At 68.7% G+C, this 23,758-nt stretch carries 23 protein-coding genes; 16 read left to right on the top strand and 7 right to left on the bottom strand.

Annotated elements, in window-relative coordinates; translation table 11 throughout:
- Positions 1–17: 17 nt before the first annotated feature.
- From V2S04_RS11760 to V2S04_RS11750, 3 genes are read right to left on the bottom strand one after another with little or no spacing between them, the layout of a single operon-like run.
- Positions 18–1,946 carry a dipeptide ABC transporter ATP-binding protein gene (locus tag V2S04_RS11760; RefSeq protein WP_413638610.1) on the bottom strand — a complete coding sequence of 643 codons (1,929 nt, stop codon included), beginning with the start codon at positions 1,944–1,946 and terminating at the stop codon, positions 18–20.
- Positions 1,943–2,875: an ABC transporter permease gene (locus V2S04_RS11755; RefSeq protein ID WP_413638609.1), complete on the bottom strand. Its 933-nt coding sequence runs from the start codon at positions 2,873–2,875 to the stop codon at positions 1,943–1,945. Before V2S04_RS11755 ends, V2S04_RS11760 begins: the two co-directional genes overlap by 4 nt.
- A gap of 1 nt (position 2,876) precedes the next feature.
- Positions 2,877–3,860 carry an ABC transporter permease gene (locus V2S04_RS11750; protein WP_271637432.1) on the bottom strand — a complete coding sequence of 328 codons (984 nt, stop codon included), beginning with the start codon at positions 3,858–3,860 and terminating at the stop codon, positions 2,877–2,879.
- A 262-nt stretch (positions 3,861–4,122) separates the two neighbouring features.
- On the opposite strand from V2S04_RS11750, the gene lepA reads away from it, so the two are divergent.
- From lepA to leuA, 13 genes are all read left to right on the top strand, one after another.
- On the top strand, positions 4,123–5,973 hold the full coding sequence (gene lepA, locus V2S04_RS11745; RefSeq protein ID WP_413638608.1) for a translation elongation factor 4: 1,851 nt from the start codon (positions 4,123–4,125) through the stop codon (positions 5,971–5,973).
- A gap of 60 nt (positions 5,974–6,033) precedes the next feature.
- Positions 6,034–6,684, top strand: coding sequence for a DUF1990 family protein (locus V2S04_RS11740; RefSeq protein WP_413638607.1), 651 nt, complete (start codon positions 6,034–6,036; stop codon positions 6,682–6,684).
- A gap of 33 nt (positions 6,685–6,717) precedes the next feature.
- Positions 6,718–7,944, top strand: coding sequence for a radical SAM family heme chaperone HemW (gene hemW, locus V2S04_RS11735; RefSeq protein ID WP_413638606.1), 1,227 nt, complete (start codon positions 6,718–6,720; stop codon positions 7,942–7,944).
- A 57-nt stretch (positions 7,945–8,001) separates the two neighbouring features.
- Positions 8,002–9,045 carry a heat-inducible transcriptional repressor HrcA gene (gene hrcA / locus V2S04_RS11730; RefSeq protein ID WP_413638605.1) on the top strand — a complete coding sequence of 348 codons (1,044 nt, stop codon included), beginning with the start codon at positions 8,002–8,004 and terminating at the stop codon, positions 9,043–9,045.
- Positions 9,046–9,087: 42 nt separating this feature from the next.
- Positions 9,088–10,194: a molecular chaperone DnaJ gene (gene dnaJ / locus V2S04_RS11725; protein WP_413638604.1), complete on the top strand. Its 1,107-nt coding sequence runs from the start codon at positions 9,088–9,090 to the stop codon at positions 10,192–10,194.
- A gap of 34 nt (positions 10,195–10,228) precedes the next feature.
- On the top strand, positions 10,229–10,957 hold the full coding sequence (locus V2S04_RS11720; protein WP_413638603.1) for a 16S rRNA (uracil(1498)-N(3))-methyltransferase: 729 nt from the start codon (positions 10,229–10,231) through the stop codon (positions 10,955–10,957).
- A gap of 14 nt (positions 10,958–10,971) precedes the next feature.
- Entirely contained in the window at positions 10,972–11,319 is a 348-nt protein-coding gene (locus V2S04_RS11715; protein ID WP_099194675.1) for an HIT domain-containing protein, read from the top strand.
- A gap of 85 nt (positions 11,320–11,404) precedes the next feature.
- Entirely contained in the window at positions 11,405–12,430 is a 1,026-nt protein-coding gene (locus tag V2S04_RS11710) for a PhoH family protein (protein ID WP_413638781.1), read from the top strand.
- Positions 12,427–12,885 (top strand): rRNA maturation RNase YbeY, encoded by a 459-nt coding sequence (gene ybeY, locus V2S04_RS11705; RefSeq protein ID WP_413638602.1) that lies wholly within the window; start codon positions 12,427–12,429, stop codon positions 12,883–12,885. Before V2S04_RS11710 ends, ybeY begins: the two co-directional genes overlap by 4 nt.
- Entirely contained in the window at positions 12,882–14,177 is a 1,296-nt protein-coding gene (locus V2S04_RS11700) for a hemolysin family protein (protein ID WP_413638601.1), read from the top strand. The genes ybeY and V2S04_RS11700 overlap by 4 nt, the downstream gene beginning before the upstream one ends.
- Positions 14,170–15,072 carry a GTPase Era gene (gene era / locus V2S04_RS11695; protein WP_413638600.1) on the top strand — a complete coding sequence of 301 codons (903 nt, stop codon included), beginning with the start codon at positions 14,170–14,172 and terminating at the stop codon, positions 15,070–15,072. The genes V2S04_RS11700 and era overlap by 8 nt, the downstream gene beginning before the upstream one ends.
- A 1-nt stretch (position 15,073) precedes the next feature.
- Positions 15,074–16,021, top strand: a complete 948-nt coding sequence (locus V2S04_RS11690) for an NADP-dependent oxidoreductase (RefSeq protein WP_413638599.1) — start codon at positions 15,074–15,076, stop codon at positions 16,019–16,021.
- 169 nt (positions 16,022–16,190) lie between these two features.
- Positions 16,191–17,945, top strand: coding sequence for a 2-isopropylmalate synthase (gene leuA / locus V2S04_RS11685; protein WP_413638598.1), 1,755 nt, complete (start codon positions 16,191–16,193; stop codon positions 17,943–17,945).
- A gap of 16 nt (positions 17,946–17,961) precedes the next feature.
- On the opposite strand, the gene V2S04_RS11680 is transcribed toward leuA, so the two are convergent.
- The gene (locus V2S04_RS11680; protein WP_413638597.1) at positions 17,962–18,648 is read right to left on the bottom strand and encodes a trimeric intracellular cation channel family protein; all 687 of its coding nucleotides are present in this window, start codon (positions 18,646–18,648) and stop codon (positions 17,962–17,964) included.
- A 36-nt stretch (positions 18,649–18,684) separates the two neighbouring features.
- Between V2S04_RS11680 and recO the strand changes: the two genes are divergently transcribed.
- Both recO and V2S04_RS11670 read left to right on the top strand, forming a co-directional pair.
- On the top strand, positions 18,685–19,425 hold the full coding sequence (recO, locus tag V2S04_RS11675) for a DNA repair protein RecO (RefSeq protein WP_413638596.1): 741 nt from the start codon (positions 18,685–18,687) through the stop codon (positions 19,423–19,425).
- Complete coding sequence (locus V2S04_RS11670; protein ID WP_413638595.1) at positions 19,422–20,225, top strand: isoprenyl transferase; 804 nt, start codon at positions 19,422–19,424, stop codon at positions 20,223–20,225. The genes recO and V2S04_RS11670 overlap by 4 nt, the downstream gene beginning before the upstream one ends.
- A gap of 8 nt (positions 20,226–20,233) precedes the next feature.
- On the opposite strand, the gene V2S04_RS11665 is transcribed toward V2S04_RS11670, so the two are convergent.
- Positions 20,234–21,877 (bottom strand): HNH endonuclease, encoded by a 1,644-nt coding sequence (locus V2S04_RS11665; RefSeq protein ID WP_413638594.1) that lies wholly within the window; start codon positions 21,875–21,877, stop codon positions 20,234–20,236.
- A gap of 29 nt (positions 21,878–21,906) precedes the next feature.
- On the bottom strand, positions 21,907–22,470 hold the full coding sequence (locus V2S04_RS11660; protein WP_413638593.1) for an AAA family ATPase: 564 nt from the start codon (positions 22,468–22,470) through the stop codon (positions 21,907–21,909).
- 56 nt (positions 22,471–22,526) lie between these two features.
- On the opposite strand from V2S04_RS11660, the gene V2S04_RS11655 reads away from it, so the two are divergent.
- A complete protein-coding gene (locus V2S04_RS11655; RefSeq protein WP_413638592.1) occupies positions 22,527–23,195 on the top strand; it encodes a DsbA family protein in 669 nt (222 codons plus the stop codon).
- Here V2S04_RS11655 and V2S04_RS11650 read toward each other — a convergent pair whose 3' ends face one another.
- Entirely contained in the window at positions 23,196–23,699 is a 504-nt protein-coding gene (locus V2S04_RS11650; RefSeq protein ID WP_413638591.1) for a glutathione peroxidase, read from the bottom strand.
- Between the last annotated feature and the right edge of the window lie 59 nt (positions 23,700–23,758).

Below are 23,758 nucleotides of genomic sequence, written 5' to 3'. Positions count from 1 at the left end.
CTGTTATCGGACGGTGATCAGACCGTGGCCGGGCGCGTCGACATGGTCTCCGGGTCGAACACGACCCTCTGGCGAGTGCGCTCGATGTCGGGGTCGGGCACGGGGATCGCCGACAGCAGCGCCTGCGTGTAGGGGTGCTGCGGATTGTCGAACACCTCGTCGACGTCGCCGTGCTCGACGAACTCCCCGAGGTACATCACAGCCACGCGATCGGCGATGTGCCGGATCACCGAGAGGTCGTGGGCGACGAACAGGTACGACAGTCCCAGCTTGACCTTGAGCTCGTCGAGGAGGTTGATCACGCCGGCCTGGATCGACACGTCCAGCGCCGAGACCGGCTCGTCGAGCACGATGATCTTCGGATTGGTCGACAGCGCCCGAGCGATGCCGATGCGCTGGCGCTGGCCGCCCGAGAACGCGCCGGGGAAGCGGTCGCGGTGCGCGGGGTTCAGCCCCACCAGGTCCATCAGCTCGTGCACCCGGCTGTTGACCTCGTCCTTGTCCATGCCGATGGCGCGCATGGGCTCGGCGATGATGTCGGTGACCGTCATGCGCGGGTCGAGCGCGCCCATCGGGTCCTGGAAGACGATCTGGATGTCGCGGCGCAGCCGGCGCTCGAGCTTGCGATCGTGCAGCTCGTTCACACTCGTGCCGGCGATGATGATGTCGCCGTCGGCCTGCTTCTCGAAGTCCATGATCTGCAGCAGGGTCGTGGTCTTGCCCGAACCGGACTCGCCCACGATGGCCATGGTCTCGCCCTCGCGCACATCGAAGCTCACGCCCTTGACCGCGTGTACCTCGCCCACCTTGCGCTTGAGGAACGCGCCCTTGGTCAGCGGGAACGTCTTGACCATGTTGCGCACCTCGAGCGTCACCGGACGCTGCTCGCGGGGCGTGCGGGTGAGGTCGCTCTCGGGGATCGGGGCGACCGGGTACACCGGCAGCCCGCCGATGCGCGCGTCGTCGTCGATCTCGTCGGCACGGATGCACGCCGCCAGGTGCGACTGGCCGCCGCCGGTGACGACCGGCAGCAGCGCAGGCTCGCCCTGCACGCACGCCGGGAGCGCGATCGGGCAGCGCGCGGCGAACGGGCACGCGTCGGGCAGGTCGATCAGCAGCGGCGGGTTGCCCTTGATGGGTGTCAGCGGCTCCTTCTCGACCTTGTCGACGCGGGGGATCGCGCCGAGCAGGCCGATCGAGTACGGCATCCGGGTGCGGTGGAACAACTCGTGCGCCGGGGCGTGCTCGACGGGCTTACCCGCGTACATCACCATGACGTCGTCGGCGGTGCGCGCCACCACGCCCATGTCGTGAGTGATCATGATCACCGCGGCGCCGGTCTCGTCCTGTGCCTTCTCGATGAGGTCGAGGATCTGCGCCTGGATGGTCACGTCGAGGGCCGTCGTCGGCTCGTCGCAGATGATCAGGCGCGGGTTGTTCGCCATCGCGATGGCGATGACCACGCGCTGGCGCATCCCGCCGGAGAACTCGTGCGGGAACGACTTCATCCGCTTCTCGGGCTCGGGGATGCCGACCAGGCGCAGCAGCTCGAGCGAGCGCTCCCATGCCTGGGTGCGCGACAGGCTGCGATGCACCGTAACCGCCTCGATCAGCTGATCGCCGATCGTGAACACCGGCGTGAGCGAGGTGAGCGGGTCCTGGAAGACCATCGCCATGCCGTTGCCGCGGATCACCGACATCTCCTTGTCGGTCTTGCCGAGCAGCTCCTCGCCCTCGAACTGGATGGAGCCGGTGACTCGCGCGTTCTCGTCGAGCAGCCCCATGATGGCCAGCGAGGTGACCGACTTGCCCGAGCCGGACTCGCCGACGATGCCGAGCGTTTTGCCGGCCTCGAGGTCGAACGAGACTCCGCGCACAGCGTCGACGCGGCCGGCCTCCGAGGCGAAGCTGACCTTGAGGTCACGGACAGAGAGTACGTTGCTCATGCACGGCCTCCCGCCGCAGAGGTGGGATCGAGTGCGTCGCGCAGTCCGTCGGCGACGAGCGCCATCGACACGGTCAGCAGGGTGAGCGCCAGGGCCGGGAAGTAGAACAGCCACGGCGCGCTGGTGACGCTGGCCGCTCCCTCGCCGATCAGCGAACCGAGCGAGACGTCGGGGATCTTCACGCCGAAGCCGATGAACGACAGGCCGGTCTCGGTCATGACCGCGGCCACCACGCCCAGCGTGAAGTTGATCACCAGCAGCGAGCCGACGTTCGGCAGCAGGTGGCGCAGCACCACGCGCATGCCGGGGACGCCCATGTAGCGGGCGGCGTGCACGTACTCGCGCTCGCGCAACGAGAGGGCCATGGTCCAGATCACGCGGGCGGGGAAGAACCAGCCGATGAAGATCAGCGCGAGCGAGATGACCCGCCAGTCGCCGCCGGCGTCGTTGGAGACCAGGGCGAGGATGAGGAAGGTCGGGACCACCATGAAGAAGTGGATGACCAGCAGGGTGACCCGCTCCACCATGCCACCGAAGTAGGCTGCCGCGGTGCCGACGATCGCCGAGATCACCGTCACACCGATGGAGACGACGAGGGCGATCATCAGCGAGCGCTGCAGACCCACGAAGGTCTGCACGAACGTGTCGTTGCCCGAGGCGTTCGTGCCGAACCAGTGGTCGGACGAGGGGCCGGTGGAAAGGTTCAGGAAGTCCATCTCGTTGACCTCCCAGCGCGCGAACAGCGGCACGATGACGGAGGCCAGGGCCAGCAGGACGAAGATCACGATGCCGAACACGGCCGGCTTGTTGCGCATGAAGCGGCGCGTGTACAGCGTCCATTTCGACAGCTGCTTGCTGGGGATCCGCTCGGCCGTGGTGTCGGGGCCGACCGGCGGCTGGATCCCGGAGTCGATCATCTGGTCGGTCATGTCAGCTCACCCTCACTCGCGGGTCGAGGACCACGACGGCGATGTCGGCCAGTACGGCGCCGATCGCCGTCAGCACGGCGCCGAACGCGGCGACGGCGACCACACCGTGCACATCGTTGCCGTTGATCGTGGTCAGGAAGTAGCGCCCCATGCCCTGCCAGGCGAAGATCGTCTCGGTCAGGATGGCGCCGGTGAAGATCGCCGGGATCGAGAACGCGACCTGCGTGGCGACGGGGATCAGGGACGTGCGCAGGGCGTGACGCCGGATGGCCTGGGACTTGGTGAGCCCCTTGGCGCGTGCGGTGCGCACGTAGTCGGCGCTGATGTTGTCGAGCAGCAGCGAACGCTGCAGGAAGTGCGTGCCGGCGTATCCGGTCACGACGAGCGCGATGGTCGGCAGGATCAGATGCTGCAGTGCATCGACGAGCACCGGGAAGAACCCGGTGACCCCCTGACTCGAGGAGCCCGTCACGTAGAAGACGCGAGTGCCGACCCAGTTGTTGAAGTTGATCGCGAGGATGACGACGGCGAGTGCGGCGACGATGATGTTGATGTTCATCGTGATGATCGACACGGCCTGCCAGATGCGGTCGCCGAGCTTGTACTGGTGGGATGCCGTGTACACGCCGATCCAGATGCCCAGGACGGTCATGATGATGGTCGCTCCGAGCACCAGCTCGGCGCTGACCCACATGCGGTAGCCGATCTCGTTGTTTACCGAGCCGCCGGTGGGGCTCAGGCCCCAGTCCCAACGGAGCAGGATGCCCGTGAGCCAGGTCCACCACCTCTCGATCAGCGGAGTGCTCTCGCTGAGATTTCGCGGGCCGAGCAGATTCTCGATCTGCTCAGGACTCAGGGGGGGTTTGCGGCCGACGTAGTTGCTTCGCGGATCGAGGAATGACCAGGCAAGGAAGTAGGTGACATTCGTCGCGACCACGATCATGAGCAGCCAGCCGAGTGTCCGGCGCACGAGATACTTGATCAAGGTGTGGGGTCTTTCTCTTCTACAGCCGTGCACGGGATCTCCGACGCGACGCTGAGTCGGGATGACGTCATGGGTCATTCCGCTTCCAGCCTACGCCGACACACGCAGCGAGGCTGTGACGGAGTCGTATAGCCGATGGGATCCAGTCTCACCGGATCGGCTCGGGCAACTTCGCGAGACTATCACCGGAGCAACCGAATGGGGGATTGCGCCGGGCTGAACGTAGACTTGTCTGAACCCTCTCGGACGTCCCAAGGACCACATGTCACCCCGCGCTCTCACCCCGCTGTCGCCTGCGGCGACGCCCGCCACGCAGATCCGCAACTTCTGCATCATCGCTCACATCGATCACGGCAAGTCGACCCTGGCCGATCGGATGCTGCAGGTCACCGGCTCGGTGGCGGATCGCGACATGCGCGCGCAGTACCTCGACCGCATGGACATCGAGCGCGAGCGCGGCATCACCATCAAGAGCCAGGCCGTGCGGATGCCGTGGGCGGTCGACGGCGAGACCTTCGCACTGAACATGATCGACACCCCCGGGCACGTCGACTTCACCTACGAGGTGTCCCGCTCGCTGGCCGCGTGCGAGGGCGCGATCCTGCTGGTCGATGCGGCGCAGGGCATCGAGGCGCAGACGCTCGCGAACCTGTACCTGGCGCTCGAGAACGACCTGCACATCATCCCCGTGCTGAACAAGATCGATCTTCCGGCGGCCGATCCCGAGAAGTTCGCCAAGGAGCTCGCCGACCTGATCGGCGGCCGCCCCGAGGACGTGCTGCGCGTGTCGGGCAAGACCGGCGTGGGCGTCGAGGAGCTGCTGGACCGCATCGTGCAGGACATCCCCGCCCCGGTCGGCGACCCGGATGCCCCGGCGCGAGCCATGATCTTCGACTCGGTGTACGACTCGTACCGCGGTGTCGTGACCTACGTGCGCATGGTCGACGGCAAGCTGAACCCGCGCGAGCGGATCCAGATGATGTCGACCAAGGCGATGCACGACCTGCTCGAGATCGGGGTCTCCAGTCCTGAGCCGATCCCGTCCAAAGGACTCGGCGTCGGCGAGGTCGGCTACCTCATCACCGGTGTGAAGGACGTGCGCCAGTCGAAGGTGGGCGACACCGTCACGACCGCTCGGGGCGCCGCCACCGAGGCGCTCGCCGGCTACACCGACCCGAAGCCGATGGTGTTCTCGGGCATCTACCCGATCGACGGCAGCGACTACGCCGAGCTGCGCGAGGCGCTCGACAAGCTCAAGCTCTCTGACGCATCGCTGCAGTACGAGCCCGAGACCTCGGTCGCGCTCGGCTTCGGCTTCCGCTGCGGATTCCTCGGTCTGCTGCACCTCGAGATCATCACGGAGCGGCTCTCGCGCGAGTTCGGTCTCGACCTCATCACCACCGCGCCGAGCGTGATCTACGAGGTCGTCACCGACACGGGTGAGAAGGTCACCGTCACCAACCCGAGCGAGTACCCCGACGGGCGCGTCGCCACTGTGTCCGAGCCCATGGTGAAGACCGCGATCCTGCTGCCCAAGGACTACGTCGGCACGGTCATGGAGCTCTGCCAGTCGCGGCGCGGTGCGCTGCTGGGCATGGAGTACTTCTCCGAGGAGCGCGTCGAGCTGCGCTATCGGATGCCGCTCGGCGAGATCGTGTTCGACTTCTTCGACCAGCTGAAGTCGAAGACGCAGGGCTACGCCAGCCTCGACTACGAACCCGACGGCCAGCAGGAGGGCGACCTCGTCAAGGTCGACGTGCTGCTGCAGGGTGACAAGGTCGACGCGTTCAGCGCGATCGTGCACCGCGATAAGGCGTACGCCTATGGCACGCTGATGACCGAGCGCCTGCGCAAGCTCATCCCGCGGCAGAACTTCGAGGTTCCCATCCAGGCCGCCATCGGCGCGCGCATCATCGCCCGCGAGACGATCCGCGCTCTCCGCAAGGACGTCCTAGCCAAGTGCTACGGCGGTGACATCAGCCGCAAGCGCAAGCTGCTCGAGAAGCAGAAGGAGGGCAAGAAGCGCATGAAGATGGTCGGCCGTGTCGAGGTGCCCCAGGAGGCGTTCATCGCCGCGCTGTCGGGCGACGTCGAGGGCAAGGACAAGAAGTAGGTCGTTCTGGACGCGGTGTCGTTCGGAGACTGTTCAGACAGGTCGCTTAGGCTGGAGATCATGCGTCGGGGGACTTTCCGAGAAGGCACGGTGGACTATGCCGCGGTGGGTGCGACCCACGCACCCGACCTCATGCAGTACCCGCCGGAGCGCAGCATCCCGGCCGAGGAGTCCTGGCGGCTGGGCAGCGGCGAGGATCGCTTCCGCACCGCGGGGGAGGCGCTGCTGTCGTGGACGGCGCAGCGCGCCGCCGGCCTCGAGCTGCGCGACGTGCGCCCCGCCGCGGGCGCGGCGTACACCGGCGTCAGCTTCGACGCCGAGGGGGCGCCGATCGCGCCGAACCGCGCGCAGGTCGAGCAGCGCTTCGCCGCCGACGGGACGCCCTTCGTCGCGCCAGGCATGACCCTCAAGCTGCACGGCCGAGTCAAGGGCATGCGGGTCGATGCCGAGCTGCGCGTGATCTCGGTGACCGAGGAGCGGCGCCGCATCGGCTTCGTGCTCGGCACCGTCGGCGGCTCGGTGGTGAGCGGCGAGGAGTCGTTCGACATCGACTGGCGCGAGGACACCGACGAGGTCTGGTTCACCGTGCGGGCCTTCGACGCCCCGGTGTCGCTGATGTACCGTCTGCCCGGCATGGTGCGTCGGCGCCGCCGCGAGCTGTTCGCACTGTACCTGCGCGCGATCTCGCCGCTCTACGCGACGCCGATCTGATGACGCGGGCACTCTGATGGCGCGGGCATCCTGATGGCCGGGCCCCTTCCGCTGGGCGATCCGGCGCCCGCTGACGGACGCGTCCCCGACGACCTCGTCGTCGACGCCTCGACCCCGTTCTCCGCCTACCTGCACGTGCCCTTCTGCCGGGTGCGCTGCGGCTACTGCGACTTCAACACCTATACCGCGACCGAGCTGCGGGGCGCGAAGCAGGACGAGTACGCCGACACCCTCATCCGCGAGATCGACCTCGCGCGTCGTGTGCTCGGCGACGCGGGCGGCATCCGCCCGCTCGACACCGTCTTCTTCGGCGGCGGAACACCGACGCTGCTGCCCCCGGGTGATCTGGCGCGGATGCTCACCGCGGTGACGTCGGTGTTCGGCATCCGGGAGGGAGCGGAGGTGACGGTCGAGGCGAACCCAGACACGGTCACACCCGACGTGGTGCGCACGCTCGTGAACGCCGGCGTCACCCGTCTGTCGATCGGGATGCAGTCGGCCGTGCCGCATGTGCTGGCGGCTCTGGACCGCACCCATCGACCCGAGAACGTCCGCACAGCCGTGGACGCGGCACGCGGTGCCGGACTCGACGTCAGCGTCGATCTCATCTACGGGGCGCCGGGGGAGTCGCTCGACGACTGGGAGCAGTCCCTGGACGCGGCACTCGCACTCGGACCGGACCACATCTCGGCGTACGCGCTGATCATCGAAGAGGGCACCAAGCTCGCCAGGCAGATCCGGCGAGGGGAGGTGCCGGCACCCGACGACGACCTGCAGGCCGACATGTACGAGGCGGCCGACCAGCGCCTCGGCGCCGCGGGGTTCGAGTGGTACGAGGTCAGCAACTGGGCCCGTGCCGACGGTGCAGACCACCGATCCCGGCACAACCTGGCTTACTGGCGTGGTGCTGACTGGTGGGGCTTCGGGCCCGGCGCGCACAGCCACGTCGCCGGTCTGCGGTGGTGGAACGTGAAGCATCCGGCCGCGTACGCGCAGCGTCTCGCCCTCGGCGAGTCGCCCGCCGCAGGCCGCGAGCGGCCCGACCTCGAGGCGCGCACGCTCGAGCGGGTGCTGCTGCAGAGCCGTCTCGCCGAGGGCCTGCCGATCGACGACATCGCCGAGGAGCGGCGGGACCGCGTCGCAGAGCTGATCTCCGACGGGCTCGTCGATGCTGCGGCGGCCGTGCGCGAGCGCCGCGTGCGTCTGACCCTGCGCGGTCGGCTGCTGGCGGATGCCGTGGTGCGCGCACTCACCGCCTGACCTCGGGGAGCGGGTAGGATTGGCACTCGGAAGGTTCGAGTGCCAGCGGGAGGGATGATGGTCACACAGCGAGGGCTGGAGGTCCTCCGCGCGATCGTGCAGGACTACGTCGCCACGCACGAGCCCGTGGGCAGCAAGTCGATCGTCGAGCGGCACGCGTTCGGCGTGTCGGCGGCGACCATCCGCAACGACATGGCCCAGCTCGAGGACGAAGAGCTCATCACCGCCCCGCACACGTCGTCCGGGCGGGTGCCGACCGACAAGGGCTATCGCGTGTTCGTCAACCACCTCGCCCAGGTGCGCCCCCTCTCCGCGCCGCAGCGCACGGCCATCGAGTCGTTCCTCGCCGCTCCCAGCGACCTCGACGATCTGATGGCGCGTACCGTGCGGGTGCTCACCCAGCTCACCGGCCAGGTCGCTCTCGCGCAGTATCCGTCGTTCGCGCGGGCCAGCATCACCCATGTGGAGCTCGTCGCTCTGGCGCCGAATCGCGTGCTCGTGGTGCTGGTGACAGACGCCGGCGGCGTGTCGCAGCGCATCTCACCGCTGCCCATCGACATCGACGACGAGGATGTGGCCGTGCTGCGCGCGCAGCTCTCCGCACTGATCACCGGCCGGGCGGTCGGCGAGGCCGCTGAGCGGATCGCGTCGAGCATCGAACCGCAGACCGGTTCGCCTCTTCCTCGGCTGCACCCCGCACTCGCGTCGCTCGCAGGCGTGATCGCCGAGGAGCTGGCCGAGTTCCGGCAGGAGCGCCTGGTGATGGCCGGCGCGGCGACCCTCGCCCGCCGCGAACAGGACTTCCGCGGCAGCATCCACCCACTCCTCGAGGCCATCGAGGAGCAGGTGACGCTGCTGCGGCTGATGAGCGAGATGGTGACCGACGAGCACGGCCTCGCCACCAGCATCGGGACGGAGAACGCTCCGTTCGGGCTGGGTGAGGCGTCGATCGTCGCCAGCAACTACGCCGCTCCCGGCGGCACGGCCCGGGTCGGCGTGATGGGGCCGACGCGCATGGACTACCCGAGCAATCTCGCGGCAGCGCGGGCGGTCGCCCGCTATCTGTCGCGGATGCTCGAAGAAGACGAGGCCGCCCGCTGACGCGGGGGCCGCACACACGAACGCACACGAAGAAAGGTGACCGTGGCGGATCACTACGAGGTCCTCGGGGTGTCGAAGGACGCCTCTCAGGACGAGATCAAGAAGGCCTACCGCAAGCTCGCACGTCAGCTGCACCCTGACGTGAACCCGGGTGAGGATGCCGCGGAGCGGTTCAAGCTCGTCACGCACGCCTACGACGTGCTCAGCGACGAGGACTCGCGACGTCGCTACGACATGGGCGGCGATCAGAACGGCGGCTTCGGAGGGTTCGGCGGCTTCGGCGACATCTTCGAGACGTTCTTCGGCGCCGCAGGAGGTGCTCGCTCGGCCCGACCCCGCTCCCGTCGCGAGCGAGGCCAGGATGCCCTCGTGCGCATCGACCTCGACCTCGGCGACGTCGTGTTCGGCGTGCACCGCGACATCGAGGTCGACACCGCGGTGCTCTGCGAGACCTGCCAGGGCAGCTGCTGCCAGCCGGGCACCTCTCCCGTCACCTGCGACGTGTGCGGCGGCAGCGGCCACGTGCAGCGTCAGGTGCGCAGCCTCCTCGGCAACGTCGTCACCACGCAGCCCTGTGGCAGCTGCGAGGGCTACGGCACGGTCATCCCCAACCCGTGCGGATCCTGCGCCGGGCAGGGGCGCGTGCGCTCGCGGCGCACCGTCGCCCTCGACATCCCGGCCGGCGTCGAGACCGGACTGCGACTGCAGCTGCCCGGCTCGGGCGAGGTCGGCCGGGCCGGTGGCCCGCACGGCGATCTGTACGTGGAGGTCTCGGTCGCGCCGCATCCGGTGTTCAGCCGCGACGGCGACGACCTGCTGGCGACGCTCGAGGTGTCGATGACGGATGCCATCCTCGGCACCACGACGACGATCGACGGTCTCGACGGATCCGTCGACCTCGAGGTGCGTGCGGGCGTGCAGTCCGGCGATGTGCTCACCATCAGCGGGCGCGGCATCACGCCGCTGCGGGGATCCCAGCGCGGCGACCTGCGCGTCGGGGTGCAGGTCGTCACCCCGACCAGGCTCGACGCCGGTCAGCGCAAGCTCATCGAGGATTTCGCGAAGAAGGCCAAGGCCCCCGGGCCCAGGCTCGCGCAGTTCCAGCAGGGGCTGTTCTCGAAGCTGCGCGACCGCTTCCGCAGCCACTGACACCACCGCACCGCACCGCACCGATCGGAGCCCCATGGCCCTGCACTTCGTCGTACCCGACTGCACGAGCGCCGCTGTCGGCGACGTCGTCCGCCTCACCGGATCCGAGGCGAAGCATGCCTCCGTGGTGCGCCGAGTGCGGGTGGGTGAGAGCGTCACCATCGGCGACGGCCGCGGTGTGTGGCTCGAAGGCGCAGCGGAAGACGTCACGGCATCGCAGGTGAGCGTGCGGATCACGGGCCGCCGCGAACAGGCCCAGCCCGAGACCCGCATCGTTCTCGTGCAGGCGCTGGCGAAGGGCGACCGCGACGAGCTCGCCGTGCAGGCCGCGTGCGAGCTCGGCGTCGATGAGATCGTGCCGTGGCAGGCGTCGCGCAGCGTGTCGCGCTGGGAGGGGCCGAAGGCCGCGAAGGGGCGCGAGCGCTGGTCGACGATCGTCCGCGAGGCCGCGAAGCAGGCGCATCGCGCCTGGGTTCCCGAGGTCGCGCCGGTGGAGTCGACGGCCCAGCTGGCGGAGCGCGCGGCGCACGCCAGACTGCTCGTGCTGGACCCGTGGACCGAGACGCCGCTCACGAGCATCCGTGCCGACGGTCGCGACCTCGTGCTCGTGGTCGGACCGGAGGGCGGGATGGCTCCCGACGAGCTCGACCGGCTCGAGGCGGCGGGTGCCGAGCGCGTGCGTCTGGGTGACACGGTGCTGCGCACGTCGACCGCCGGTCCCGCGGCGATCGCGGTGCTCTCGGCCACGCTCGGCCGCTGGTGAATAGACTTGCACGCATGAGCGAACCCTCGATCTTCACCCGCATCCTCAACGGGGAGATCCCCGGCGACGTCCTCGCCGACACCGAGCGCGTGTTCGCGATCCGCGACATCAACCCCCAGGCGCCGCTGCACGCGCTCGTGATCCCCAAGACCGAGCAGTACCGCGACGTCACCGAACTCGCGGCCGGCGACCCCGGCCTGATGGCGGAGATGGTCGCCGTCGCCAAGCAGATAGCCGCCGAGCACGCCGACGGCGAGTACCGTCTGATCTTCAACAACGGCGCCCGCGCCGGGCAGTCGGTGTTCCACGTCCATGCGCACGTGCTCGGCGACATCGAGGAGGGCAAGCTCGTTGGCTTCTGATGACAGCGCACAGCAGGGAAGCGCACCCGCGCAGTTCCCCGCGCAACCCGAGCGCACCGAGCGCATCTACGCCGACGGCATCGCCATGGTGCAGCTGCTCGGCCCACAGGACCGCCTGCTGCGGATGCTCGAGAAGCAGCATCCGAGCGTGCAGGTGATGGTGCGCGGCAACGAGATCACGCTCGGCGGGACATCGTCCGACGTCGAGGCGGCCAGACGACTCGTAGAGGAGCTCATCGAGATGACCCGATCGGGTCACGATCTCGCCCCGAGCGACGTCGAGCACTCCGCGCGCATCCTGCGTCGCGACGAGGGGCCGCGTCCCAGCGAGGTGCTCGGCGAGGCGATCCTGTCCACCCGCGGCCGGGTGATCCGCCCGAAGACGATGGGGCAGAAGGAGTACGTTGACGCGATCGAGCAGAACACCATCGTCTTCGGCATCGGACCGGCCGGCACCGGCAAGACGTATCTGGCGATGGCGAAGGCCGTGCAGGCGCTGCAGCGCAAAGAGGTCCAGCGCATCATCCTCACTCGCCCCGCCGTGGAGGCGGGAGAGCGGCTGGGATTCCTACCCGGTTCGCTGACCGACAAGATCGACCCCTACCTGCGTCCGCTCTACGACGCACTCAACGAGATGATGGACCCCGAGGTCGTGCCGCGGCTGATGGCCACCGGCACCATCGAGGTCGCGCCCCTCGCCTACATGCGCGGTCGCACGCTCAACGACTCGTTCGTCGTGCTCGACGAGGCGCAGAACACCACGCCCGAGCAGATGAAGATGTTCCTCACCCGCCTGGGGTTCGGCACGAAGATGGTCGTCACCGGCGACATCACCCAGGTCGACCTGCCGCAGGGCGCCTCGGGTCTGCGTCTGGTCACCCGTGTGCTCGGCGACATCGACGACATCCACTTCTCCCGGCTCACCAGCGACGACGTCGTGCGGCACTCGCTCGTCGGCCGCATCGTCGACGCGTACAGCGAGTACGACGAGCAGCGCACGGCCGCGCGAGTCGAGCGCGAGCAGGCGCATCAGTTCGCCAACCGCGCCGAGCGTCGCAGCGGGCAGCCGCAGAAACCCCGAGACCGCATGCCGAAGCGAGGCCTGAAGTGATCGAGATCAACAACGAGTCGGCGATCACGGTCGACGAGACGGTGCTGCAGCGGCTGACCGACTTCAACCTCGCGCAGCTGCACGTCAGCCCCGACGCGGAGGTCGCGATCGTGCTCGTCGACGAGGGCGCGATGGAGTCGCTGCACGTGCAGTGGATGGACGAGCCGGGTCCGACCGACGTGCTGAGCTTCCCGATGGACGAGCTGCGTCCCGGCAGCCCGGAGAACCCCACGCCCCCCGGTCTGCTCGGTGACATCGTGCTGTGCCCGCAGGTCGCCGAGGCGCAGGCGCAGACCGCAGGGCACTCGCTGATGGACGAGCTGATCCTGCTCACCACGCACGGACTGCTGCACCTGCTCGGCTTCGACCACGCAGAACCCGACGAGGAGCGTGAGATGTTCGGACTGCAGAAGTCGCTGATCGAGGGCTTCGCGCGCGCCGAACGCGGTCGATGACGCCGGCGATACTGCTCGCGGCCGCCGTGCTGCTGGTCGCCTTCGGCGGCCTGATGGCGGCCGTGGATGCGGCGTTCTCGGTCAGCTCGAACAGCGACCTCGAGAACATGGCGGCGGACGGCCGCAACGCCGACGCCCTGGCGCGCATCGCCGCCGATCCGGCACCGCACGTGAACGCCGTCGCCTTCATGCGTGTGCTGTCCGAGACCACGGCGGCCGTGTTCGTGACGGTCGCGCTCGACGCGCTGCTGCCCAGCATCTGGTGGGCGATGCTCGCCGCCGCGGTGCTGATGACCGGCATCACGTTCGTGCTCGTCGGCGCCAGCCCGAGGTCCTTCGGGCGTCTGCACGCGACGTCGATGCTGCGCACCTGGGCACCGGTCGTGCGTGGGATGCGCATCCTGCTCGGGCCGCTCGCTCAGGCGCTGGTCTCGGTGGGGCAGCGGGTCACCCCTGGCACGGGACGCAGCAGCTTCGCCTCGGAGGAGCAGCTGCTGAGCATGGTCGACGAAGCGGCGTCGAACCGGCTCATCGAAACCGACGACCGCGATCTCATCCACTCGGTGTTCGACTTCACCGACCAGTTCGTGCGTGCGGTGATGGTGCCGCGCACCGAGATGATGACGGTGGACGCCGAGGCGACGACGACCGAGGCGATGGAGCTGTTCCTGCGCACCGGAGTGTCGCGCATGCCCGTCGTGGACGGCGAGGCCGACGACGTCGTCGGCGTGCTCTACCTGAAGGATCTCGTGCAGTTCGCGTACCGCGACGAGAGCGCGTGGCGCGGACGCCCGGTGCGACCGATCGCCCGACCGGCGGTCTTCGTTCCGGAGTCGATGCGTGCCGAGACGCTGCTGCAGCAGATGAAGCGGGATGCGGTGCACGTGTGCATCGTCATCGACGAGCACGGCGGCATCTCCGGACTCGTCACCCTGGAGGACCTCATCGAGGAGCTCGTGGGCGAGATCGCCGATGAGTACGATCGCGGCCCCGCCGAGGTCGTGGAGCTCGCCGACGGTCGCTACCGCGTCAACTCCCGGCTCGGGCTCGAGGACGTCGGCGACCTGTTCGGCCTCGAGCTCGAAGACGACGACGTCGACTCGATCGGCGGTCTGCTGGCGAAGGAGCTGGGGCGGATCCCGCAGCCCGGGGACACCGTGACGGTGCAGGGGCTGGTGCTCACCGGAGGGGCGTCACGCGGGCGGGGCAGGGGACTGGCCACGGTGTTCGTGGAGCGAGCCCCCGAGGGCGGGGACGACGACGAAGACGATGGAGGACAGGGCAATGAGTGATCGAGAGAAGACCCGCAGTGGCTTCGTGACGTTCGTCGGACGACCCAACGTCGGCAAGTCGACGCTGACGAACGCGCTGGTGGGTGAGAAGATCGCGATCACCAGCGAGAAGCCGCAGACGACTAGGCGGGCGATCCGAGGCATCCTGAACCGGCCCGACGGTCAGCTCGTCATCGTCGACACCCCCGGTATCCATAAGCCGCGCACCCTGCTCGGCGAGCGGCTCAACGACCTGGTGGAGCAGGTGCTGGGCGATGTCGACGTGATCGGCTTCTGCGTTCCGGCGACCGAGAAGGTCGGCCCCGGGGATCGGCGCATCGCCGCGTCGCTGGACGGCTACCCGCGGGCGAAGAAGGTGGCGATCGTGACGAAGACGGATGCCGCCGCGAGGGACGACATCGTCGAGCGGCTCATGGAGGTCGATTCGCTGCGCGAGGACTGGGCTGCGGTGATCCCGCTGTCGGCGCTCACCCGTGAGCAGCTCGACGTGCTGGCAGACGAGATGCTGCAGCTCATGCCCACGGGGCCCCGGCTGTACGAGGAGGGCCTCGTCACCGACGAGTCCGACGAGGATCGCATCGCCGAGATCATCCGCGAAGCGGCTCTCGAAGGCGTCCGGGACGAGCTGCCGCACTCGATCGCCGTGGTGGTCGATGACGTCGCGCCCCGCGAGGACGGCGATCTCACCGACGTCTACGCCTCGATCGTCGTCGAGCGCGACAGTCAGAAGGCGATCATCATCGGACGCAAGGGCGCCCGCCTGCGCGACGTCGGCGCGGCCGCCCGCCAGGGGATCGAGGAGCTGCTCGGCACGAGGGTTTTCCTGAAGCTGCACGTCAAGGTGGCCAAGGAGTGGCAGCGAGACCCCAAGCAGCTCGGCCGGCTCGGCTTCTGAGATGGCCGAGCACTGGGTCGCCCGCGAGTGGGGCTCGCCGAACGGATGGCGCCTCGAGGAGTACGAGGTGGCGAGGCCGGATGCCGGTGAGGTGACGATCCGCGTGCACGCCGCCGGTGTGAACCCGGCCGACGCGAAGCACGTCGCAGCCCCCAGAAGCGGCATCGAGCTGCCCACGCCGATCGGCTACGAGGTGTCGGGAGTCGTCACGGCGGTCGGTCCTCGCACCGAGATCGTCACCGGCCGCGTCGCCGTCGGCGACGAGGTGATCGCCTTCCGGGTGCGCGGGGGATACGCCACCGAGCTCACGGTGCCCGCGCAGAAAGTGCTGCGCAAGCCCGCCGGCCTCACGCACGCGGAGGCGGCGAACCTGCTGCTCGCGGGAACGACCGCATCGGCCATGCTGCACGCGGTCGGTGCGACCCGTGGCGAGACCGTGCTGCTGCACGCCGCCTCCGGTGCGGTCGGAGTGAGCGTTCTGCAGCAGGCCGCGATGCAGGGCATTCGGGTGATCGGCACGGCCGGTCGCGCCCGCTTCGACGAGGTGCGCCGATTCGGCGGTCTGCCGGTCGAGTACGGCGACGGGCTGCTCTCGCGCATCCGCGAGACGATGGCCGGTGCCGGCGTGACCGCGGTCGATGCCGCGCTCGACGCCGCCGGCACACCGGAGGCCGTCGAGACGTCGCTCGCCCTCGTGAACGACCGCCGACGCATCGTCACGATCGTCGCGCCGGCGGCGGCCGCCGAGCACGGCTTCCTCGCCAGCTCGGGGGCCGATCCCGAGACCGCGCGGTACCGCGACGAGGCGCGCATCCACCTCGTCGAGGCCGCCGAGGCAGGCGACATCGTCGTGCCGGTCGCGCGCGAGTACCCGCTCGCTGAGGCGCCGCAGGCGCTCGCGTTCCTCGCCGACGGGCATCCGGGCGGGAAGATCGCGCTGATCCCCTGAAGCGGCTTCGGGTGAGCATCATGCCAAGCGGAGTGCTAGCATCGAGGCATGCCTCTGGGCGGTCTGCTTCTTCTTAGCTGCCGCGACGAGTCCTGATCATCGGGCCTTCCTCGTCGCGGCGCTTGTGTTGGCCCGAGCACGTTATCTGACGAAGAGAAGCAGCCCCATCATGAAGAACCATCAGAAGCCCTCGGCGATGCCGGTGCACAAGTACCGTCCGTTCCACGAGCAGATCCGCATCGATCTCGAAGATCGCACCTGGCCCTCGAAGCGCATCACCGAAGCGCCCCGCTGGTGCGCGGTCGACCTGCGCGACGGCAACCAGGCGCTCATCGACCCGATGTCGCCCGAGCGCAAGCGCGTCATGTTCGAGCTGCTCGTCAGCATGGGCTACAAGGAGATCGAGGTCGGCTTCCCGTCGGCCAGCCAGACCGACTTCGACTTCGTGCGTCAGCTGATCGAAGAGGACCTCATCCCCGACGACGTGACCATCCAGGTGCTGACCCAGTGCCGTGAGCACCTGATCGAGCGCACCTACGAGGCGATCGTCGGCGCTAAGCAGGCGATCGTGCACTTCTACAACTCCACCAGCGTTCTGCAGCGCGAGGTCGTCTTCCGCTCAGACCGCGAGGGCGTCAAGCAGATCGCACTCGAGGGTGCACGCCTGTGCCGTCGGTTCGAGAAGCGCATCCCCGACACGCAGGTGTACTACGAGTACTCGCCCGAGAGCTACACCGGCACCGAGCTGGAGTACGCCGTCGAGGTCTGCAACGCCGTGCTCGACGTGCTCGAGCCGACGCCCGACCGCAAGGTGATCATCAACCTGCCCGCCACCGTCGAGATGGCGACCCCGAACGTGTACGCGGACTCGATCGAGTGGATGAACCGCCACCTGGCGCACCGCGAGAACGTGATCCTGTCGCTGCATCCGCATAACGACCGCGGCACCGCGATCGCCGCCGCGGAGCTGGGGTACCTGGCCGGCGCCGACCGGATCGAGGGATGCCTGTTCGGCAACGGCGAGCGCACCGGGAACGTCGACCTGGTCGCGCTGGGGATCAACCTGTTCACGCAGGGCATCGACCCGCAGATCGACTTCAGCGACATCGACCAGGTCAAGCGCACGGTCGAGTACTGCAACCAGCTGCCGGTGCCCGAGCGCAGCCCCTGGGCCGGGGACCTGGTGTTCACCGCGTTCAGCGGATCGCATCAGGACGCGATCAAGAAGGGCTTCGAGGCGATGGCCGCGAAGGCCGACGAGCAGGGCGTCTCGATCGACGAGATCGAATGGGGCGTGCCCTACCTGCCGGTCGACCCGAAGGATCTCGGTCGCTCGTACGAGGCCGTCATCCGCGTCAACTCCCAGTCCGGCAAGGGCGGTGTCGCCTACCTGCTGAAGACCGACCACGCCCTCGACCTGCCGCGCAAGTTGCAGATCGAGTTCTCGGGTGTCGTGCAGGCCAAGACGGATGCCGAGGGCGGGGAGGTCACCAGCGAGCAGATCTGGTCGATCTTCACCGACGAGTATCTGCCCGCCGACGACGACGCGGCGAAGTGGGGACGCTTCGAGCTGCTCGGCACGCAGACCCGCAGCGACATGTCCGGCGACGTCTCGCTCGACATCGTGCTGCGCGACGGGGAGACCAGCGAGCAGGCATCCGGTCACGGGAACGGCCCGATCGCCGCGTTCATCGAGATCCTGCGCGGTCGCGGCTTCGACATCTCGCTGTACGACTACGTCGAGCACACCCTCTCGACCGGCGGCGATGCGCAGGCAGCCGCCTACGTCGAGCTGCAGGTCGACGATCAGCGCCTGTGGGGCGTCGGCATCGACGGCGACATCTCGACGGCGTCGCTTAAGGCGATCGTCTCCTGCGTGAATCGCTCGATCCGCTCGCGGGTGGGCGAGCTCGCGGCGGTGTGAGCGCGGATGATCCCGATCACGGCTTGATGATCGGGATCATCCCGGTCTCGGTGGCCACCTTGCGTCGGTACAGGCGCCGCTGCTCAGGCAGCGACACGTCGAAGACCACCGCGAGCACCCGGATGACGGCCGTGACGACGATGCCGATCACGGCCGCGACGGTGATCGAGACGTCGAAGGCGTGCAGGATCACGATGGTCGTGCAGCCCGCGCCGGCCGCCACCGCGTAGAGCGAACCGACGTGCATGATCGCGACCGGCAGCCCCATGAGCACGTCGCGAAGCACACCGCCGCCGACCGCGGCGCACACGCCGATGAACACGGCGGGCACGGGCGGGATGCCGAACGCGATCGCCTTGCTGACCCCGAACGCGCCGAACATGCCGATCACGGCGGCGTCGAGCACCACGATGAACGTGTTGATCCGGTTGAGGACGCCGGCGAGCAGCATCCCGAACAGCGCCGCCCCTGCCGCGGTGATGAGATACCAGTCGTTCTGCAGGGTGGCGGGTGGCTGGCCGATCAGCAGATCGCGGATGAGGCCGCCGCCCATGCCGATCATGATGCCGATGATCGCCACGCCGAGCCAGTCCAGACGACGCTGACCCTGGAAGCCCGAGGCGAACATCGCTCCCTGGATGCCGCCGAGCCCGACGCCGAGAAGATCGGCCCAGAGCGGGATGGTGAAGAGCGGTTCCGTCACCCGACCATTCTCTCGTGACCGGGGGATAATCGTTCCGTGCCCACCTATCGAGATGAAGCGGTGATCCTGCGCACCCACAAGCTGGGTGAGGCGGATCGCATCGTCACGATGCTGTCGCGACGCAACGGAAAGATCCGTGCGGTCGCGAAGGGCGTGCGGCGCACCTCATCGAAGTTCGGCTCCAGGCTCGAGCCGTTCATGGTCGCCGATGTGCAGATGTACAAGGGGCGCACGCTCGACATCGTGCAGCAGGCGGACTCGCTGGGCGCCTACGGAGCGGACATCGCCGTCGACTACGAGCGCTTCACGGCCGCCAGCGCCATGGTCGAGACCGCAGATCGGCTCAATGAGGCCGAGGCGACGGCCGAGCAGTATCTGCTGCTGGTCGGCGGGCTGCGCTCGCTGTCGCGAGGTGAGCATGCCGCCCGCAGCATCCTCGACTCCTACCTGCTGCGCGTGATGGCGCTGTCGGGCTGGGCACCCGCCCTCGACGACTGCGCGCGGTGCGGTGCCCCCGGGCCGCATCGGCATTTCGGCGCACAGCTGGGCGGGTCGGTGTGCGACGCCTGTGCGCCGGCCGGCAGCCCTCGGATCTCGCCGTCGACGCTGGCGCTGCTGCGCGCGCTGATGGGCGGCGACTGGACGACGGTGGATGCCGCACCGTCGGCCGATATGGCCGCCGCGTCCGGCACGATCGCCGCCTACGCCCAGTGGCATCTCGAGCGCGGCATCCGCTCGCTCGAGCACGTGACCCCGCTCTCGAGAGGACCACGGTGACCCCGAAGCCGTATACGCACAAGGACGCGGTGCCGTTCCGGCCGCTGGACTGGACGGGCAAGACGCCTCCGGCGTTCCCCGCGGTGCCGGTGCACATCGCGATCGTGATGGACGGCAATGGCAGATGGGCCAACCGCCGAGGGCTGAACCGCATCGAAGGGCACAAGGCGGGCGAGGAGGTGCTGCTGGATGTCGTCGCGGGCGCGATTCAGGCGGGTGTGAAGCACCTGTCGGTGTACGCCTTCTCGACCGAGAACTGGGCGCGCTCTCCCGAGGAGGTGCGCTTTCTGATGGGGTACAACCGCGACGTGCTGCATCGCCGTCGCGACCAGCTCAACGAATGGGGCGTGCGGGTGCGCTGGGCCGGGCGCAAGCCGCGCCTGTGGGGCTCGGTCATCAAGGAGCTGCAGTTCGCCGAGCAGCTCACGAAGGACAACGACGTGCTCACGCTCACCATGTGCGTGAACTACGGCGGACGCGTCGAGCTCGTCGACGCCATGCGGGCGATGGCGGAGGAGGTCAAGGCCGGGCGGATGCGGCCGAGCGCGATCACCGAGAAGCAGATCCGCAGGCACCTCTACGTACCCGACATGCCCGACGTCGACCTGTTCCTGCGCAGCTCGGGGGAGCAGCGCACCTCGAACTTCCTGCTGTGGCAGGCGGCCTACGCCGAGATGGTCTTCCTCGACACGCTCTGGCCGGACTTCTCACGCGAGGAGCTGTGGCGGGCGATCCAGATCTACCTGTCGCGCGATCGCCGGTTCGGCGGAGCGGTCAACTCGCCGGACGCCACGGCCTGACGTTCCCGTCACTCCTCCGGCTGAGGCGGGGCCGCTCTGGTGTCCGTCGTCTCCCAGGGTGGAGTGTGGTGCTGCGCGGGCCAGCCGCTGTGCGCGACCGAGCGGCCCGGTGGGCCTGGCGCGCGCTGCGCCTCTTCGCCGGCCTGCTCGTGCTCCGCTTCGGGCGGTGACGGGTCGCTGGGCACGAACATGACCCGGCGGGGTGGTCTGTCGTGGTGGGTGCGTCCGGTGGGGCTGGTCCATTCGAGGGTCCAGTCGGGGAGCTGTCTGGCTGTCCAGCGGAACTGCTCCGGTATGTCCGGATGCTTCAGCGCATGGTGGGTGAGGCAGAGGTGGGCGAGGTTGTCGGTGCGGGTGGGTCCGCCGAGGGCCCAGTCGTGGGTGTGGTCGGTTTCGCAGCGGTGGATGGGCATGCGGCAGCCGGGGAAGCGGCAGTGCTGGTCGCGGGCGCGCAGGTAGCGGCGCATCGGCTCGGTGGGGGTGTAGGTGTCGGTGTCGGTGACCAGTCCGGTGGGGTCGAGGAACAGGCGGGTCCACCCGGTTGTGTGGCCGGCGAGGTGGCGGGCGATGTCGGGGTGCAGGGTGCCGTGTCCGTCGAGCTGGGCGGGGTGCTCGTCGGCGCCGGTGAGGGTGGTGGCGGCGACGGTGACCTGGATGCGGGCGTGGATGCCGTCGAGCCCGGTGCCCATGATCTCACTGGGGTTCGCGGTGAGGAGGAGGTCGCTGAGCAGTTCGGTGCGGATCTCGTCCAACTTGCGGGTGTCGGTGGGGATCCGGATCACCGTGGGGCCGTGTTCTAGGAGACGGTCCATGGCGTCCTCATAGGCCTCCCACGCCCCAGGCAGGTCGAACGGGTCGGGCAGGTCGAACGGGTCGGTGGTGTAGGTGTCATCGGCGCCGAAGATCGCCCGCGCCTCAGCCTCTGCCTGCGCGCGACCGGTCTCGAACTCGGCGTCGGCGTCGAGGTCGGTGGGCAGGGTGGGGTGGCGGTTCTCGGGGTGCTGCTTCTGCGCGCGGGCGATGGCGGTGAGCCGGTCGAGGATCGCGACGGCCTTGTAGGTGGGCATGATGGCCTGCAGCAGCGCCATCTCATCGTCGAGCTCGCGCACCGTGACCGACTGCTCGGCGACGGCGGTGCGGTGCCGCTCGGTGATCGTCTGCGGTACGAGGGCGGCGATCAGTTCCCGCACGTGCGCGCGGGTGCGGGCGGGCGCTTCGGTCTCGGCGAACTCCAGGGCCGCCGCCTCGTACAGCGCGTGATCCGCCTCGGTCGCCGCGCCCTCACCGATCGCCTGGATCAGTGGGCCTGCCGCTCGAAGAATCTCCCGCACGTGCGCCGCGCTGACCCGTCCTGCAGCATACGACTCGCGCAGGTTCGGGAAGTCGTCGCACAGGGCGCGCGCCTCGGCGAACGCCTGCTCCACGCTGCCTTTCGCCATCCGCCCGGCCGCGGAGTACTCCGCCACCATCGACCGGCGGATCGCCTCACGGTGCACGGGAGCGGCCGCGACATCCGCATCCATCACCTCGATCCGCTGCGCCAGCAGCGCCGCCGCCCGCGCTTCGAGCCGGTTGATCTCCGTCCGCACCTCGACCCACTCATCCAGCAGCTCACGCTGCCGGTAAAACGGATCCTGCGATGCGGTGGACATACTCGAAGAGTAGAACGTACCTCCGACATTCACCCGGACAGCGCCCGGAGCCACCGCTCGGTCTCGCGGGGATGCCCGAAGCGCACGATCGTCAGGTGCGGGAACCGCGCCTCGATCTCGGGCATCCGCTCGGCCCACTTGTGCAGCGTCTTCGTCTGCCACAGCAGGATGTTGTCTTCGGCGTTGCGGTTGAAGATGTTCAGCAGACCGCGTTCTCGGTTCCCGTTCCACAGCTCGGTGCGCAGCACCTGCCGCGAGACCGTGCGCCGCACGAGGCGTGACCGCACGACGCGGTAGGGGTAGTCGAGCCACAGCACCATCTGCGCGCGAGGCGCCAGGATCTCGTCGGTGCCCTTGCTCGTGTACTGCCATTCGGTGACCCAGCGGTCCTCGGCGGCGAACGTCCGCACGTCGTCGAGGAACTCGCGGCGTGGCGTCCAGTCCGGCCCGTGGAAGAGACCGTCGATCTCGACGTGCCGCAGACCCCACACCGCGGCGATGCGCCGTGCGAGCGTCGTCTTTCCCGCCCCCGTCACCCCTGCGATCAGCACCCGCGAGGGGTGCAGAGCAGGGGCATCATCTGCGGTCGGCACCCCAGAAGGCTACTCGACAGGGAATATGCGGGCTGGGGCATGCGGTTGTATGGGGTGTGAGCGAACCCATCTCCATCGACATCTGGTCCGACATCGCCTGCCCGTGGTGCTACATCGGCAAGCGCAACCTCGAGAAGGGACTCGCCGCCACCGCCGCTGATGACGACGCGCCTCAGGTGAGCGTGACGTTCCACTCCTTCGAGCTCTCGCCCGACACTCCGGTCGATTTCGACGGCGACGAGATCGACTTCCTCGCAGGTCACAAGGGCATGCCCCGTGAGCAGGTCGAGCAGATGCTCGCGCACGTCACGAACGTCGCCTCCGGGGCGGGCCTCGAGTATCGCTTCGACCTGCTGCAGCACACGAACACCGTGAAGGCGCACGAGCTGCTGCACTTCGCGAAGAGCAAGGGGCGGCAGCACGAGATGGAGGAGCGCCTCATGTCGGCCTACTTCACCGAGGGCAGGCATGTCGGCCGCATCGACGACCTGGTCGCGCTGGCCGATGAGGTGGGGCTGGATGCCGATGAGGCTCGCTCCGCGCTCGAGACGAACGCGCACCTCGACGACGTCCGCGCCGACCAGGCTCAGGCCAGGGCGTACGGGATCAACGGCGTGCCGTTCTTCGTCATCGACGGGCAGTACGGCGTGAGCGGTGCGCAGCCTCCGGAGGCGTTCGAGAACGTCATCCGCGACATCTGGGCGCAGAAGACCGCCGCGAGCTGATCAGCGTTCGGCGTCGGCCAGCGCGCGCTCGATGGCCGCGACGATCTCGGGGTCGTCCGGCTTCTGCCTGGGACGGAATCGCTGCACCGAGCCGTCCGCGCCGACCAGGAACTTCTCGAAGTTCCACTCCACGCGGCCCGCCTTGCCGCCGGCATCCGGGGTCTGCTTCAGCGCCTGGTAGAGCTCGTGCGCGCTGCGGCCGTTGACCTTGACCTTGTCGTTGACAGGGAAGGTCACGCCGTACGAGGTCGAGCAGAACTCCAGGATCTGCTCCATCGACCCCGGCTCCTGACCGAAGAACTGGTTGCAGGGGAAGCCGACGACGCTGAATCCGCGATCGCCGAACCGGCGCTGCAGCTCCTCGAGCTGCGTGTACTGCGGTGTCAGGCCGCACTTGGAGGCCACGTTGACGATCAGCATGACGTCGGCACCCAGATCGTCGAGCGTCTTCTCGGCGCCCGTCGCGTCGGTGAAGGGGATCTGTCGGAGCGGGGATGCGGTCATCTCCACAGCCTAAGCGGGCTGCGCCCGCCGCCGGCCGGTGTCTGGGAGAATGGACAGGA

The organism is Microbacterium sp. OR21 (genome assembly GCF_047306785.1).
In the GTDB taxonomy this organism is placed as follows: domain Bacteria; phylum Actinomycetota; class Actinomycetes; order Actinomycetales; family Microbacteriaceae; genus Microbacterium; species Microbacterium esteraromaticum_E.
This window is presented reverse-complemented; position numbering and strand designations above follow the sequence as displayed.

Coding starts and splice junctions, on each gene's coding strand:
- V2S04_RS11760 (WP_413638610.1), bottom strand. CDS start 1,946: ATGAGCAACGTACTCTCTGTCCGTGACCTCAAGGTCAGCTTCGCCTCG.
- V2S04_RS11710 (WP_413638781.1), top strand. CDS start 11,405: ATGGTGCAGCTGCTCGGCCCACAGGACCGCCTGCTGCGGATGCTCGAG.
- V2S04_RS11715 (WP_099194675.1), top strand. CDS start 10,972: ATGAGCGAACCCTCGATCTTCACCCGCATCCTCAACGGGGAGATCCCC.
- era (WP_413638600.1), top strand. CDS start 14,170: ATGAGTGATCGAGAGAAGACCCGCAGTGGCTTCGTGACGTTCGTCGGA.
- V2S04_RS11740 (WP_413638607.1), top strand. CDS start 6,034: ATGCGTCGGGGGACTTTCCGAGAAGGCACGGTGGACTATGCCGCGGTG.
- hrcA (WP_413638605.1), top strand. CDS start 8,002: ATGGTCACACAGCGAGGGCTGGAGGTCCTCCGCGCGATCGTGCAGGAC.
- V2S04_RS11700 (WP_413638601.1), top strand. CDS start 12,882: ATGACGCCGGCGATACTGCTCGCGGCCGCCGTGCTGCTGGTCGCCTTC.
- V2S04_RS11720 (WP_413638603.1), top strand. CDS start 10,229: ATGGCCCTGCACTTCGTCGTACCCGACTGCACGAGCGCCGCTGTCGGC.
- V2S04_RS11665 (WP_413638594.1), bottom strand. CDS start 21,877: ATGTCCACCGCATCGCAGGATCCGTTTTACCGGCAGCGTGAGCTGCTG.
- V2S04_RS11650 (WP_413638591.1), bottom strand. CDS start 23,699: ATGACCGCATCCCCGCTCCGACAGATCCCCTTCACCGACGCGACGGGC.
- lepA (WP_413638608.1), top strand. CDS start 4,123: ATGTCACCCCGCGCTCTCACCCCGCTGTCGCCTGCGGCGACGCCCGCC.
- leuA (WP_413638598.1), top strand. CDS start 16,191: ATGAAGAACCATCAGAAGCCCTCGGCGATGCCGGTGCACAAGTACCGT.
- hemW (WP_413638606.1), top strand. CDS start 6,718: ATGGCCGGGCCCCTTCCGCTGGGCGATCCGGCGCCCGCTGACGGACGC.
- V2S04_RS11690 (WP_413638599.1), top strand. CDS start 15,074: ATGGCCGAGCACTGGGTCGCCCGCGAGTGGGGCTCGCCGAACGGATGG.
- V2S04_RS11755 (WP_413638609.1), bottom strand. CDS start 2,875: ATGACCGACCAGATGATCGACTCCGGGATCCAGCCGCCGGTCGGCCCC.